We start from the raw sequence: 13,484 nt of genomic DNA on the forward strand, positions 1-13,484 counted from the left end.
GTTGACGGAACCCACGCCACGCGCGCACATGCCGCCGCCACGGGCAACGACGTTGCACACCGTCTATATCCGGGCACGCTGTGTGTAAACCCCGCTCCCTTCCCACGCAGAGCCCGGGAGGCGATCGCATGCTGCGAGGCATCGACGTCAGTTCACATCAGTCCTCTTCGTTCGACACCGAGGGGCTGTCCTTCGTGTTCGTCAAGGCCACCGAGGGCCGTTCGTACATCAACCCGCGCCAGTCCGCCCAGGCCTCGCACGCCCGGAAGGCGGGCTGCGTGCTGGGCTTCTACCACTTCCTGTGGCCGGGCAACATCGCGGCGCAGGCCCGCTACTTCGTCGACAAGTGCGCGTCGAAGGAGGGTGATCTGCTCGCGGTCGACTGGGAGACGACCAGCTCCGGCACGCGGGCGAGCAACGCCGAGAAGGACCGGTTCATCCGGGAGGTGAAGGCGCTGCGCCCCCGCCCCACGCACCGGGTGCTGCTGTACTGCAACCGGCACTTCTGGCTGAACCACGACACCACGTCGTACGCCGGTGACGGGCTGTGGATAGCGGACTACGTGACGGCGGGCAAGCCGCGGATCAAGGCGAAGTGGCGGTTCCACCAGTACACGGACAGCCCGCTGGACAAGGACGTCGCGGCGTTCGGCAGCAAGGCCGCGCTGCGGGAGTGGGCCACGTCGTAGGCCCGTCCTCGCGCTCCGCCCCGGCCGATGTCAGTGGGTGCGCATAGCCTCGGGAGCATGGGTTACGCAGACCTGCGCGAGCTCCAGAGCGCGCTCAGCACGGCATCCGACATCGCCTTCTCCCTGGAGGCCGCGCCCAGCGGCCATGAGGCCGACCAGCTCACCGACGCCCTGCGCCGGGCGCTGGCGGCCGCCCAGGCGCTGGGGGCCGGGCATGGTGCGACGGGGTGCGCCGAGCATCCGCGCGGTGCCGTCGACCCGTTGTACGGGGACAAGGACGATCCACTTCCGCCTGGCTACGGGCGCTGCCTGCTGTGCAACGACCGGCGGCGGCGGGCCGGAGCCCAGCGGCGCGGCTGGCGCTGACCGGCGGCTCGCGGCCCACTGGGGGTGCCGCGGCCGCCGGTCCGGGCTCAGTCCTGGTGGCTCAGGGAGGCCCAGAACTCCTCGAAGCTGAGCAGGCCGTCGCCGTCGGTGTCACGCGAGTTGATCAGGGCCTGGGCCACGGTCTCCGTGACGTACGGGTCACCCAGCTGCGCCATGACGCTCTTGTACTCGGCCGCGGTGATGAACCCGTCACCGTCCACGTCGAATCGCTCGAACGCCTTCTTGGCCGCCTCGATGTCAGCCACCTGGGCCCACCCCTTATTACTTGTGTGCTTGTTCGACAGGCACAGATTAGCGGCCCCGGCCCTCGGGCCGTCAGGCGGCGTTGACCAGCGCCATGTAGCGGTTCCAGTCCCAGTGCCTGCCGGGGTCGGTGTGGGTGGAGCCGGGGACCTCGTTGTGGCCGATGATGCGGGACCTGGTCCTGGGGATGCCGTGGCGGGTGCAGATCGCCGCGGTCAGCCGGGCGGACTGCCGGTACATGACGTCGGTGAAGTACTCCGGCTTGTCGACCCACCCTTCGTGCTCGATGCCGATGCTGCGGGTGTTGTAGGTCCAGTTCCCGGCGTGCCAGGCGATGTCCTTCTCCCGGACGAACTGGCCGATGTAGCCGTCCGCCGAGGCGAGCATGTAGTGCGCGGAGACCTTCCTGGCCGGATCCTGGAAGATCCGCATCGCGTCCTGGAAGGCCTCCTGGGTCACATGGATGACGATGAAGTCGATCGGATAGGCCGCCGGGCGGCTGGAGGCGGTGTAGTTGGAGCTGCTGGCCGGGATCCAGTGGGTGGGGGGATACGTGGTCCCGGCGGCGGCGGTCGCGGGGGCGAGGCCGAGCGCGGCGGCGCCCAGGCCGACGCCCGAGCGCAGCAGGCCGCGCCGGGTCGGCGGTGTGTCGGTGTCGTGGGCTTCCATGGGGGGCTCCCGATTCTCGAGCACGTTGCCTCCATGCTGAGGCGCCCGACAAGGACATGCCAAGCCCGGCGGCCACTGAAAGTAATCGCGCGGTGGCCTGAACCACTGGCGAACGAGAGATGGCCGCATAAACATCAGCGAGAACGGTCGTTCACTTGTCATTAATAGGGCACGTGGCATAGTTCACCTTGGATCGAGCGGCGAAATGCTCCGATCGAAGGGTTCTGCACACAAATGCCGCTTTGAAAAGGGCCCACCCTGTCTGCGATAGTCGATTCCAGCGACCCCCATTGACCCGGGCTCGGTCGTCCTCCGCCGCGGATCACACCCCTTTCGATCCGCGACGCACCCGAAGAGGTCCCAGGCAGTCACCAACGGCGCCGCGGGGCCTCTTCGCGTAGGCGGGCGAAAGTCAGCGGTCGATGACCCGCATCTCGAACCAGGTGGTCTTGCCGCGCGGCAGCAGGTCCACGCCCCAGCGGTCGGAGAGCTTGTCCACCAGGAACAGCCCCCAGCCGCTGGTATCCGTCAGGCGCACCGGCATCAGACACGGCAGCCCGCGCGAGGGATCGCTGACCTCCACCCGGAGCCAGCCCCGGCGGCGGTGCATCCGCAGCCCGAAGGTGCGGGCCCCGGCGTGCCGCACCGCGTTGCCGACCAGCTCGGAGACGAGCAGCACGGCGTACTCCGAGATTTCCGCGGACAGCCCCCAGCGCCGGAGGACGACCAGCTCGGTCAGCCGCCGGGCGACGGCCGCGGACTCGGAACGGGACGACAGCCGCACCTCGTCGGCCGTCGGGTCGCCGAGCAGATCGAGCGTCCGCGCGGTCAACTCGTCCTCGACGGACGGCACCCGCCGCTCAGCGGCCGTCACGGCACGCCGCCGCGGCTGCTCCATTCCCTCCAAGCCCGCCATGCCCCCCATGATGGCCGCCCGCGGGAGCCTCGGGGGCGGAACTTCGGGATTCCGAACACCCGGGCCGCGGGCTCCGCACACCGGATCCGGCATATGCCAATGGCAGTCAGTGACCCCTGGAACCCCATCTGACCAGCGATGACACGATGCGTACGAATGATCGCCCAGCGTACCGGAACCGGTCACGCAGCAGCCTTCAGGCGGTCAAAATATCTCGCCGGCAGGAGGCACGGGGCGCAGCGAAGGCGCCTTCGTGCGCCCCCGAGCGCCCTTAACGCGCCCTCCCCTACCGGAACTTGGCCTTGCCCGGTCCCTCCTCGACGAAGCTGCGCATGCCGATCTCCCGGTCCTCGGTCGCGAAGAGCCCGGCGAACCAGTTCCGTTCGATGGCCAGACCGGTGTCGATGTCCGTCTCCAGGCCGGCGTCCACCGACTCCTTCGCGGCACGCAGCGCCAGCGCCGGGCCCTGCGCCAGCTTCGCCGCCCACGCGTGCGCCTGCTCGTAGACCTCACCGGCCGGGACGACCCGGTCCACCAGCCCGATGGCGAGCGCCTCGTCGGCCTTGACCATGCGGCCGGTGAAGATGAGGTCCTTGGCCCGCGAGGGGCCGACCAGCCGGGACAGCCGCTGGGTGCCACCCGCGCCCGGGATCAGCCCGAGCAGGATCTCCGGCTGGCCGAGCTTGGCGTTCTCACCGGCGATCCGGAAGTCCGCGCACAGCGCCAGTTCGCAGCCGCCGCCCAGCGCGTAGCCGGTGACGGCCGCGACGACGGGCTTGGGGATCCGGGCCACCGCGGTGAACGCGTCCTGCAGCCCACGGGACCGCGCCACCATCGCGGCGTGGTCCATGACCTGCATCTCCTTGATGTCCGCGCCGGCCGCGAACACCTTCTCCCCGCCCCAGATGACGACCGCCCGCACGTCGTCGCGGCGGGTCGCCTCCTCGGCCAGCTCGCGCAGCCGGTCCTGGGTGGCGATGTCCAGGGCGTTCATCGGGGGACGGTCCAGCCGGATGGTGCCGACGCCGTCGGCCACCTCGAGGTTCACAGTCATGGCCGCAGGTTAGCGCGCGTTCACCGGCGACCGGCACCGTGCGTCCGCCGCGGCCATGAGACCGCTACTTCTTCCATTCCGCCCAGGACATGTTCCAGCCGTTGAGCCCGTTCCCGGGCTGGATGGTGGTGTCCTCGGAGTTCTTCACCACGACCACGTCGCCGATGATCGACTCCTTGAAGAACCAGGCGCCCGGGGTCCCGTTGTCCCCGCCGCCGCGCAGGTCACGCAGCCCCACGCAGCCGTGGCTGGCGTTGACCGAGCCGAAGGTGCCGGCGCCCGCCCAGTAGTTGCCGTGGATGAAGGTGCCGGAGGTGGACAGCCGCATCGCGTGCGGTACGTCCTTGATGTCGTACTCGCCGCCGAAGCCCACGGTTTCGCCGTTCATCCGCGTCACCGGGTGCTTCTCGCTGATGACCATCTGCCCGTTGTACGTCTCGGTGCCCGGGGCACCGGAAGTGATCGGGATCGTCTTGATGGTCTTTCCGTCGCGCTTGACGGTCATCTTCTTGGACTTGGCGTCGACGACGCTCACCTGGCTGCGGCCGATGGTGAACGTCACCGTCTTGGTCTGCTCGCCGTAGACGCCCGGGCGGCCCTCGACCCCGTCCAGGTCCATCTGCAACGTCACCTTGGTGCCCGGCTTCCAGTACTGCTCCGGCCGGAAGTCCAGCCGGTCGTTGCCGAACCAGTGGCCCTCGATCGGCACCGACGGGGACGCGGTGACCCGTACCGCCTTCTCCACCGCCTCGGGAGCGGTGATGCCCCGGTTGAACCGCAGCGAGACCGGCATCCCGACGCCGACCGTGGATCCGTCCTCGGGGGTGAACTGGCCGAGGAAGGTGTTCTTCGGGACCAGCGTGGTGAAGCTGGCGTGCTCGGCGGCCTCGCGGCCCTCGGAGTCCTTCGCGACCGCGTTCACCGTGTACGTCGTCTTGGCGCCCAGGTGACGGTCCGGGATCCAGCGCGCACCGCCGGCGGCGATCTTGCCCGGGACCTTGCGGCCCTTGGCGTCCTTGACCTCCACCGAGCTGAGCTTGCCCTTGCTCGCGGTTATCTTCAGCGCGCCGCTGGTGGCCACGTCCCGCGCGCCGTTCTTGGGCGCGATCGCGACCACCGCCTCGGACTGGCCGCCGGCCTTGCCGCCCTGCTTCTTGCCGCTCTTGTCGTCGGAGTCGTCGCCGCCGCAGGCTGTCGTCACCGCCAGCAACGCCCCCACCGGCAGCGCGATCAGCGCTCTGCGCCCCCGGGCCCCGGACATCCCTCTTGCGTTCACCACGGCTACTCCCCTTCGCACGGCCCGCGGCCCCCGCGGCACCCCCGTTGCGCGCACCAGCGCGTATGGCGATAGATAACCACATCGCCCGCGCGGAGCATGCCACTCGATTGTCACCGTTCAGTCTCAAGTAAGCGCAGGTGGCGGCCGCGGGGGAAGGGTCAGGAGCGGTCGTCCAGGGCGGAGCCCGCGCGCCAGGCGGACCAGGGCATGTTCCAGCCGCCCGGCCCGTTGTCCGGGGCGACCTGGCGTTCCCGGGAGTTGACGACCTCCACCACGTCGCCGACGAGGCTGCGGTGGTAGAACCAGCCGGCCGCGGTCTGCGGGCTGCCGCCGCGCACGTCGCGCAGTCCGATGCAGCCGTGGCTGGCGTTGACCGCCCCGAACGTGTCCGCTTTGGCCCAGTAGTTGCCGTGCACGAAGGTCCCTGACGAGGTGAGCCGCATGGCGTGCGGCACGTCCGAGATGTCGTACTCGCCGCCGAAGCCGACCGTCGAGCCGTCCATCCGGGTCTCCGCCAGCTTCTCCATCACCACCATCTTGCCGTTGTACGTCTCGTGGCCGGGCGCGCCCGCGGTCACCGGCAGCACCGCCAGCACCGCGCCGTTGCGCCGTACGGTCATGGTGTGGGCGACGGTGTCCACGGTGCTCACCTGCGAACGGCCGACGGTGAACCGCACCTTCTTGTGCTGGATGCCGTAGACGCCCCGGGCGCCGCGCACATCGCGCAGCCGCAGATCGAGGGTGACCTCGGTGCCCGGCGTCCAGTACTCGCTCGGCCGGAAGTCCAGCCGCCGGTTGCCGAACCAGTGCGCGGCGACGTCGGTGCGCGGCCGCGAGGTGACCCGGATGGCGCGCTCCACCGCGGCCCGGTTGGTGATCGGCCGGTTGAAGGTGAACGAGACGATCGTGCCGGTGCCGACGGTCGCGCCGTCCTCGGGCGTGAAGTAGCCGATGAACCGGTGCGGGGGGACGACGGTGGTGAACGTGGTGTGCCGGGCGAACCGGCGGCCGCGCTCGTCGACGGCGACCGCGTTGACGGCGTACCGGGCGGCGAGCGCGAGCCGCGTGCCGGTCGGCCGCCACGCGCGCCCGTCCACGGTCATCCGGCCGTCGACCGGTTCCGTCGTACCGGTCTGGTCGGTGCGCGTGACCCGGACCTGCTCCAGCCGTCCGTCGGGCACCGTCACTGTCAGCCGCCCGCCGGGCGGGATGCCGCGCGCGCCGTCGTGCGGGGTGACCCGGACGACTTCCGCAGGCGGCCGGGGTGCGTCGTCGCTCCCGAGGCGGGTCAGCGAGCACCCGGCGAGCGCCACCGCCACGGCGGCCACCGCGATCGCCCGCCGCGCCGCCCGCCGCCCCGCCCGCACGTACGTCCCCCAGTTCGATCCCTTGTCCACGCCGGACCCAACGACCGCCCAGGCACCGGGAAACGAAAGCTCCACCGGACGGGGGGAGGGGGCCAGGGCCACAGGAGTGAGGGGCGGCCCGTTCTGGGCACAACTGGGGTGAAGGACGGGACCGGACCCGCGCGGCACGGGACGCCATGCGGGCCGGAGTTCGGGCCGGAGTTCGGGCCGATAGCCGGGCCGGGGGCCGGCGGAGTACGGGCCGGCATCCGGCGCGAGTCGGGGCGGATGGCCCGGGCCGGGTCCGGGACGCTCGGGCTGGGACCGGGCCGAAGCCCGGGCCGGACCCGGGCCGGCGCCCGGACCGGAGCCGGGCCGGAGTCCGGGACCGCAGCCGCCGGTGGCCGCACCGGGCGACCACCGGAGCCACCGGTGGCCGCCGGGCGAGCGGCGCCGGGCGCCCGGCCCTGTGCCGCCGGGTCCGCTCGGGCGCCACCGTCGCGGCCGGCGGTCCGGGTCCGTCCGCCGCGGCCCGCTCATGGGCCGTGGGCTTAAACAGCGAGCCGCCGGAGGCGACCCACATGTCGAGCGCAGCCGAGCAGGAGACAGTCCGGGACGCGACCGGGGAAGGCAGCGCGGGCCGGGTGCCGTCGGCCGCGCACGGTGGCCCGCCCGTCGATACGCCCGCCGACCCATCGCCCCGCCTTCCCGCCGACGCTCCCGTCCGGCTCCCCGCTTCCCGCGGCGGCGAGCCGCTCGGCGCCCCCGTGTGGCCGGGCTCTCCGCAGCCGCTGGGCGCCCGGGTGCACCTCGGTCCCGGCGGTGTCGCCGGGACCAACTTCGCGCTGTGGGCGGGCGGTGCGGAGGGCGTGGAGGTGTGCCTGTTCGACGAGGAGGGCCGGGAGACCCGCTGCCCGCTGCCGGAGCGCACGCACGAGATCTGGCACGGCTTCATACCCGGCGCCGGGCCCGGGCTGCGGTACGGATTCCGGGTGCACGGCCGCTGGGACCCGTGGACCGGAGCCCGCTGGAATCCCGCGAAGCTGCTGCTCGATCCGTACGCGCGGGCCGTGGACGGGGAGTTCACCGGTCCCGGCCCCGGCGGCCGCGGCCCGCTGCCCGCCGAGGTGTACGCCCATGTCCGGGACTGGCCGCAGCAGCACATCGCCGACACCGTACGGGACGACCGCGACTCGGCCCCGTACGTCCCCAAGGGGGTGGTCGTCGGCGACGACACCGCCGCCGGGGCGCCCGACGAGTGGCGCGAGGACCGGCGGCCGAAGACCCCGTGGGCCGACACGGTGCTGTACGAACTCCATGTGCGCGGCTTCACCATGCGCCACCCGGGCGTGCCACCCGAACTGCGCGGCACCTACGCGGGGCTGGCGCACCCGGCCGCGCTGGAGCACCTGGTCCGGCTCGGGGTGACCGCCGTCGAGCTGCTGCCGGTCCACCAGTTCGCGCACGAGGACCATCTGCTGCGCCGGGGCCTGCGCAACTACTGGGGCTACAACTCCATCGGCTACTTCGCCCCGCACGCCGGGTACGCCGCCACCGGCACCCGCGGCCAGCAGGTCGGGGAGTTCCGGCGGATGGTCCGCGCCCTGCACGAGGCGGGCATCGAGGTGATCCTGGACGTCGTCTACAACCACACCGCCGAAGGCGGGGAGCTGGGCCCCACGTTCTCGCTGCGCGGCATCGACAACCGCGGCTACTACCGGCTCCAGGACGACGCCCGCCGCTACGCCGACTACACCGGCTGCGGCAACACCCTCCATGTCGTCCAGCCGCAGGTGCTGCGGCTGATCACCGACTCGCTGCGCTACTGGGTCACCGAAATGGGAGTCGACGGCTTCCGGTTCGACCTGGCCGCCGCGCTGGCCCGGTCCATGCACGACGTCGACATGCTGTCCCCCTTCCTCGCCGTCATCGCCCAGGACCCGGTGCTGCGGCGGGTGAAGCTGATCGCCGAGCCGTGGGACGTCGGGGCCGGCGGCTACCAGGTCGGCGCGTTCCCACCGCTGTGGACCGAGTGGAACGACCGCTACCGCGACGCGGTACGGGACTTCTGGCGCGGCGCGCTGCCGGACGTGCGCGACCTCGGCTACCGGCTGTCGGGCTCCAGCGACCTGTACGGCTGGGGCGGCCGCGCCCCGTACGCGTCGGTCAACTTCATCACCGCGCACGACGGGTTCACGCTGCGCGACCTGGTGAGTTACGAGCACAAGCACAACGAGGCCAACGGCGAGGACAACCGCGACGGCACGAACGACAACCGCTCCTGGAACTGCGGCGCCGAGGGCGAGACGGACGACCCGGAGATCACCGCGCTGCGCCGCCGCCAACTGCGCAACCTCCTCACCACGCTGCTGCTGTCCACGGGCGTGCCGATGCTGGTCGCGGGCGACGAGATGGGGCGCACGCAGGGCGGCAACAACAACGCGTACTGCCAGGACAACGCGGTGAGCTGGGTCGACTGGTCGCTGCTGCGGGAGGACGGCGGGCGGGCGCTGGCCGATCTCACCGCGCGGCTGATCGCGCTGCGCCGGACCCATCCGGTGCTGCGCCGCCGCGCGTTCTTCTCCGGCCGCCCGCAGACCCCGGACGGCCTGCGGGACCTGGCGTGGTTCACGGCGCGGGGCCGGGAGATGACCGAGGCGGACTGGTACGCACCGGCCGCCGCGCTCGGCATGTACTTGTCGGGGCGGGACATTCCGCAGCACGACGAGCGGGGCGTGCCGGTCACCGACGACAGCTTCCTGGCGATCTGGCACGCGGGGGCGGAACCGGTCTCCTTCACTCTGCCGGGGCCGCCGTGGGCGGACGCGTACGAGGTCCTCGTCGACACCGCGCGGGAGGACGGCGGGGCGGCGGGCCCCGGGGAGCGGCACCCGGCGGGCGCGGAAGTACGGCTGCCGGGGCGCTCGGCGCTGCTACTGAGAGCGGTTCCATCCTCGGGACCGGACTCGGGACCGGACAGGTCCTAGGCCGAAAAACCGAGTGAGCGGTGTCAGTGCCGAACCGTAGTCTCGGTCCTGATGTCTGCGACCAGTGAAGGCACCAAGGAACCCCACCGCCGGTCCGCGGTGCGCTCGCTGCTGCGCCTGTGGCCGTACGTACGCCCCGTGAGGGCGCGGCTGTTCACGGCGGCGGGCGTGGCGATCGTCGCGTCCTGCCTGAGCCTGGTGATCGCGCTCGTCCTGAAGTGGCTGGTGGACGGGCCGGTGGCCGACCGGGATCCGGGCGGGGTGTGGCTGGGCGGCGCCCTGCTGCTGGGGCTGGGGCTCGCCGAGGCACTGCTGTTCGGGCTGCGCCGATGGCTGGTGGCCCGTCCGCTGGCGGGCGTCGAGGCGGCGATGCGCGCCGACCTGTACCGCCATCTGCAGCGGCTGCCGGTCTCCTTCCACGACCGCTGGCCCTCGGGTCAGCTCCTGTCGCGGGCGACGACGGACCTGATGCTGCTGCGGCTCTTCCTGGCCTTCCCGATGACCTTCCTGGTGGTCAACGGCGCCACCATCGTGGTCGGTTTCGCGATCCTGCTGGCGCAGGACTGGACGCTGGGGCTGGTGCTGCTGGTCCCGGCCGTCCCGCTGCTCATCCTGTGCTCGCTGTTCGAGGCGCGGTACTCGGCGGTGGCGCGGACCGCCCAGGACCAGGTGGGCGATCTGACCACGGTCGTCGAGGAGGGCGTCCTCGGCATCCGCGTCATCAAGGGGTTCGGGCGGCACCGCGCCCAGGCCCGCGCGTTCCACTCGCTGTCGCACCGGCTGCGCGCCACCGAGCTGCGCAAGGCCCGCCTGCTCGCCACCCTGTGGGCCCTGATCATGACGCTGCCGGAGCTGGCGATCGGCGCGGCCCTGGTGCTGGGGACGGTGCGGGTCGCCGACGGCGACATGTCCGCGGGCACGCTGGTCGGCTTCCTGTCGACCGCGCTCGCGCTGCGCTGGCCCGTGGAGTCGATCGGCTTCCTGATCGCGATCAGCCAGGACGCGGCGACGGCGGCCGACCGGTACTTCGAGGTGATGGACGAGCCGCGGGCGGCGGACGGGGACCGGCGACCCTCCGGCGGTGCGAAGACACTGGGCGACGCGAAGCCGCCGGGCGGTGACGGCGCGCGCGACGGACTGCGGTTCGAGGGCGTCGAGTTCCGATACGCGGACGCGCCGGAGGAGGAGCCGCCCGTCCTGCGCGGCATCGATCTGCACATACGGCAGGGCGAGTCCATGGCGCTGGTCGGCACGACCGGCTCCGGCAAGACCACGCTGACCGCGCTGGTGCCCCGGCTGCATGAGGCGACCGGCGGCCGGATCACCGTCGACGGCCGGGACATCACCGCCATGTCCCGGGACGAACTGCGTGCGCTGGTCTCGGTCGCGTTCGAGGAGCCCACCCTGTTCTCGGCGACGGCCGGGGAGAACGTGCTGATGGGCACGGCGGACGGCGGGCCCGAGGACCTGTCGCGGGCGCTGGCGGTGGCCCAGGCGGGCTTCGTCCACACGTTGCCGGAGGGGACGGACACCGAGGTCGGCGAGCAGGGGCTGAGCCTGTCGGGCGGTCAGCGGCAGCGGCTGGCGCTGGCTCGCGCCGTCGCCGGACGGCCCCGCTTCCTGGTCCTGGACGATCCGCTGTCCGCGCTGGACGTGCACACGGAGGCGCTGGTCGAGGCCGCGCTGCGGGAGGTCCTGACGGACACCACCGCGCTCATCGTCGCGCACCGACCGTCCACCGTGCTGCTCGCCGACCGGGTGGCGCTGCTGTCGGAGGGGCGGATAGCGGCGGTCGGCACGCATCAAGAACTGCTGCGGGAGAGCGCGGAGTACCGGCTGCTGATGTCCGGCGCCGCGGAGCCCGGGACCGGCGGAGACGACGCGCCGACGGCCACGGAGGCCGGGACCGGCGCCCTTGCGGCCGCAGAGGCCGGGACCCACGGGAACGACGCGTCGACGGCCACGGAGGCCGGGGCCTCCGGTGCCGCCGAGGGCAACGCCCTGACCGCTGCCGAGGCCGGGCTCGGCCGTGAGGGGGACAGCACACGATGACCACCGGCACCGCCGGGACGAGCGGGACCACCGGGAGCACAGGGACCACCGGCACCACCGGGGCCGATGCCGTCGACCCGTTCGCCCAGGACGCGCTGCCCGCGCCCAAGGGCGCCGCCCGCTCCTTGCTGCGGTCGCTCCTCGTCCCGCGCCGCGCACGGGTCTGGCTGGGCGCCGTGCTGCTGCTCCTCCAGCAGGCCGCGGTCCAGGCCGGCCCGCTGCTGGTGGCGTACGCCATCGACCGGGCCGTACCCGCCTACCGCGACGGCGACCACGGACCGCTGATCGCCGTCGGGGCGGCGTACCTGGGCAGCGCAGCGGCGTCCGGGCTGCTTCAGTACGCGTTCATCCGCACCTCGGCCCGGGTCGGCCAGGACGTCCTGCTGGATCTGCGCGGCCGGATCTTCCGGCACGCGCAGGCGCTGAGCGTGGACTTCCACGAGCGCTACACCTCCGGGCGGCTGATCTCGCGTGCGACCACGGATGTGGAGTCGCTGCGCGAGCTGGTCAACGAGGGCCTGGAGGAGCTGCTGGGCGTGGTGCTGTCGGTGGTGTACATCTCGCTGACGCTGCTCTATCTGGACTGGGGCCTCGGCGGCGCCGCGGTGCTGTCGTTCTGGCCGCTGTATCTGCTCATACGGCTCTTCGACCGCCGCTCCAAGCGGGTCTACCGCAAGCGGTCCACGGCCATCGCCGCGGTGATCGTGAAGTTCACCGAGACGATGAACGGCATCCGGCCGGTGCAGGCGTTCCGCCGGGAGCGGTCCAATGACGCGCACTTCGACGAGCTGAACGGCCGGCACGAGCGGGTCAACGGCGACTCCATACTGGAGATGGCCCGCTATGTGGTGGGGTCCCGGCTGGTGGCCAACGTCGCGCTGGCCGCCATCGTGCTGTGGGGCGCCTACCGCGTCGCCGCCGGGGATCTGGCGCTGGGCGTGCTGGCCGCCGCGGCGCTGTATCTGCGCCGGCTGTACGACCCGATCGACCGGCTCGGGATGTTCCTCAACTCCTACCAGTCGGCGGCCGCTTCACTGGAGAAGATCGCGGGCCTGCTGGCGCAGCGGCCGTCCGTACCGGAGCCCGAGCGGCCGCGCCCGCTGCCGGAGCGCCGCGCCGGGCTGCCGGGCCGGGAGGTCGTCTTCGAGGGCGTACGGTTCGCGTACCGGACCGGCGGCGAGGTGCTGCCGCGCTTCGACCTGACGCTCCCGGCGGGTCAGACGGTGGCGGTGGTCGGCTCGACGGGGGCGGGCAAGTCCACCCTCGCCAAGCTGCTGGCCCGGTTCTACGACCCGACGTCGGGCCGGGTGCTGCTGGACGGCGTGGACCTGCGCGAGCTGGCCATGCCGGAACTGCGGCGCGGGGTGGTGATGGTGACGCAGGAGGCGTTCCTGTTCTCCGGCACGGTGGCGGACAACATCGCCATAGGCCGCCCGGACGCCACCCGGGCCGACATCGAGCGGGCGGCGAAGGCCATCGGCGCGCACGACTTCATCGCCGCGCTGCCCGACGGCTACGACACGGACGTACGCAAACGCGGCGGCCGGATCTCGGCGGGCCAGCGGCAACTCGTGGCCTTCGCCCGTGCGCTGCTGGCGGATCCGGCGGTGCTGATCCTGGACGAGGCGACGTCGTCGCTGGACATACCGGGCGAACAGGCGGTGCAGCGGGCCATGCACACCGTGCTCAGCGGCCGTACGGCCGTGGTCATCGCGCACCGGCTGTCGACGGTGGAGATCGCGGACCGGGTGCTGGTGATGGCGGATGGCCGGGTGGTGGAGGACGGCAGCCCGGCGGAACTCATCGCGGGCGAGGGCCGCTTCGCAGGGCTGCACAAGGCCTGGCGGGACAGCCTGGTCTGA

Annotated in this window: 11 protein-coding genes; 5 read left to right on the top strand and 6 right to left on the bottom strand. The window is 72.3% G+C overall.

The annotated features are described in order from the left end of the window. Positions 1-128: 128 nt before the first annotated feature. Complete coding sequence (locus ACQUSR_RS09185; protein ID WP_431042063.1) at positions 129-689, top strand: glycoside hydrolase family 25 protein; 561 nt, start codon at positions 129-131, stop codon at positions 687-689. A 57-nt stretch (positions 690-746) separates the two neighbouring features. Further along, positions 747-1,055 carry a hypothetical protein gene (locus ACQUSR_RS09190; protein WP_304464069.1) on the top strand — a complete coding sequence of 103 codons (309 nt, stop codon included), beginning with the start codon at positions 747-749 and terminating at the stop codon, positions 1,053-1,055. Between the two features lie 47 nt (positions 1,056-1,102). Here ACQUSR_RS09190 and ACQUSR_RS09195 read toward each other — a convergent pair whose 3' ends face one another. The 6 genes from ACQUSR_RS09195 to ACQUSR_RS09220 all read right to left on the bottom strand — a co-directional run bounded on the left by ACQUSR_RS09195 (position 1,103) and on the right by ACQUSR_RS09220 (position 6,634). After that, entirely contained in the window at positions 1,103-1,321 is a 219-nt protein-coding gene (locus ACQUSR_RS09195) for an EF-hand domain-containing protein (RefSeq protein WP_431042064.1), read from the bottom strand. A gap of 70 nt (positions 1,322-1,391) precedes the next feature. Then, a complete protein-coding gene (locus tag ACQUSR_RS09200; protein WP_431042065.1) occupies positions 1,392-1,988 on the bottom strand; it encodes an N-acetylmuramoyl-L-alanine amidase in 597 nt (198 codons plus the stop codon). A 412-nt stretch (positions 1,989-2,400) separates the two neighbouring features. Then, positions 2,401-2,913: an ATP-binding protein gene (locus ACQUSR_RS09205; protein ID WP_431042066.1), complete on the bottom strand. Its 513-nt coding sequence runs from the start codon at positions 2,911-2,913 to the stop codon at positions 2,401-2,403. A 277-nt stretch (positions 2,914-3,190) separates the two neighbouring features. Continuing rightward, positions 3,191-3,958, bottom strand: coding sequence for an enoyl-CoA hydratase/isomerase family protein (locus ACQUSR_RS09210; protein ID WP_431042067.1), 768 nt, complete (start codon positions 3,956-3,958; stop codon positions 3,191-3,193). A gap of 64 nt (positions 3,959-4,022) precedes the next feature. Next, positions 4,023-5,219, bottom strand: a complete 1,197-nt coding sequence (locus tag ACQUSR_RS09215; RefSeq protein ID WP_431047463.1) for a L,D-transpeptidase — start codon at positions 5,217-5,219, stop codon at positions 4,023-4,025. 176 nt (positions 5,220-5,395) lie between these two features. Next, complete coding sequence (locus tag ACQUSR_RS09220) at positions 5,396-6,634, bottom strand: Ig-like domain-containing protein (protein ID WP_431042068.1); 1,239 nt, start codon at positions 6,632-6,634, stop codon at positions 5,396-5,398. Positions 6,635-7,164: 530 nt separating this feature from the next. On the opposite strand from ACQUSR_RS09220, the gene glgX reads away from it, so the two are divergent. Genes glgX through ACQUSR_RS09235 form a run of 3 tightly spaced genes read left to right on the top strand, consistent with a single transcriptional unit; the run spans position 7,165 to position 13,484 of the window. Beyond that, positions 7,165-9,570 carry a glycogen debranching protein GlgX gene (glgX, locus tag ACQUSR_RS09225; protein ID WP_431042069.1) on the top strand — a complete coding sequence of 802 codons (2,406 nt, stop codon included), beginning with the start codon at positions 7,165-7,167 and terminating at the stop codon, positions 9,568-9,570. A 51-nt stretch (positions 9,571-9,621) separates the two neighbouring features. Further along, a complete protein-coding gene (locus ACQUSR_RS09230; RefSeq protein WP_431042070.1) occupies positions 9,622-11,622 on the top strand; it encodes an ABC transporter ATP-binding protein in 2,001 nt (666 codons plus the stop codon). Further along, positions 11,619-13,484 (top strand): ABC transporter ATP-binding protein, encoded by a 1,866-nt coding sequence (locus tag ACQUSR_RS09235; protein ID WP_431042071.1) that lies wholly within the window; start codon positions 11,619-11,621, stop codon positions 13,482-13,484. Before ACQUSR_RS09230 ends, ACQUSR_RS09235 begins: the two co-directional genes overlap by 4 nt.

The sequence above is a fragment of the Streptomyces sp. P1-3 genome (genome assembly GCF_050613155.1).
Taxonomy (GTDB): Bacteria; Actinomycetota; Actinomycetes; order Streptomycetales; family Streptomycetaceae; genus Streptomyces.

Bases quoted from the DNA above. Each gene is read 5' to 3' on its own strand.
- ACQUSR_RS09200 (WP_431042065.1), bottom strand. From the start codon at position 1,988: ATGGAAGCCCACGACACCGACACACCGCCGACCCGGCGCGGCCTGCTG.
- ACQUSR_RS09185 (WP_431042063.1), top strand. From the start codon at position 129: ATGCTGCGAGGCATCGACGTCAGTTCACATCAGTCCTCTTCGTTCGAC.
- ACQUSR_RS09205 (WP_431042066.1), bottom strand. From the start codon at position 2,913: ATGGGGGGCATGGCGGGCTTGGAGGGAATGGAGCAGCCGCGGCGGCGT.
- ACQUSR_RS09230 (WP_431042070.1), top strand. From the start codon at position 9,622: ATGTCTGCGACCAGTGAAGGCACCAAGGAACCCCACCGCCGGTCCGCG.
- ACQUSR_RS09190 (WP_304464069.1), top strand. From the start codon at position 747: ATGGGTTACGCAGACCTGCGCGAGCTCCAGAGCGCGCTCAGCACGGCA.
- ACQUSR_RS09210 (WP_431042067.1), bottom strand. From the start codon at position 3,958: ATGACTGTGAACCTCGAGGTGGCCGACGGCGTCGGCACCATCCGGCTG.
- ACQUSR_RS09235 (WP_431042071.1), top strand. From the start codon at position 11,619: ATGACCACCGGCACCGCCGGGACGAGCGGGACCACCGGGAGCACAGGG.
- glgX (WP_431042069.1), top strand. From the start codon at position 7,165: ATGTCGAGCGCAGCCGAGCAGGAGACAGTCCGGGACGCGACCGGGGAA.
- ACQUSR_RS09215 (WP_431047463.1), bottom strand. From the start codon at position 5,219: ATGTCCGGGGCCCGGGGGCGCAGAGCGCTGATCGCGCTGCCGGTGGGG.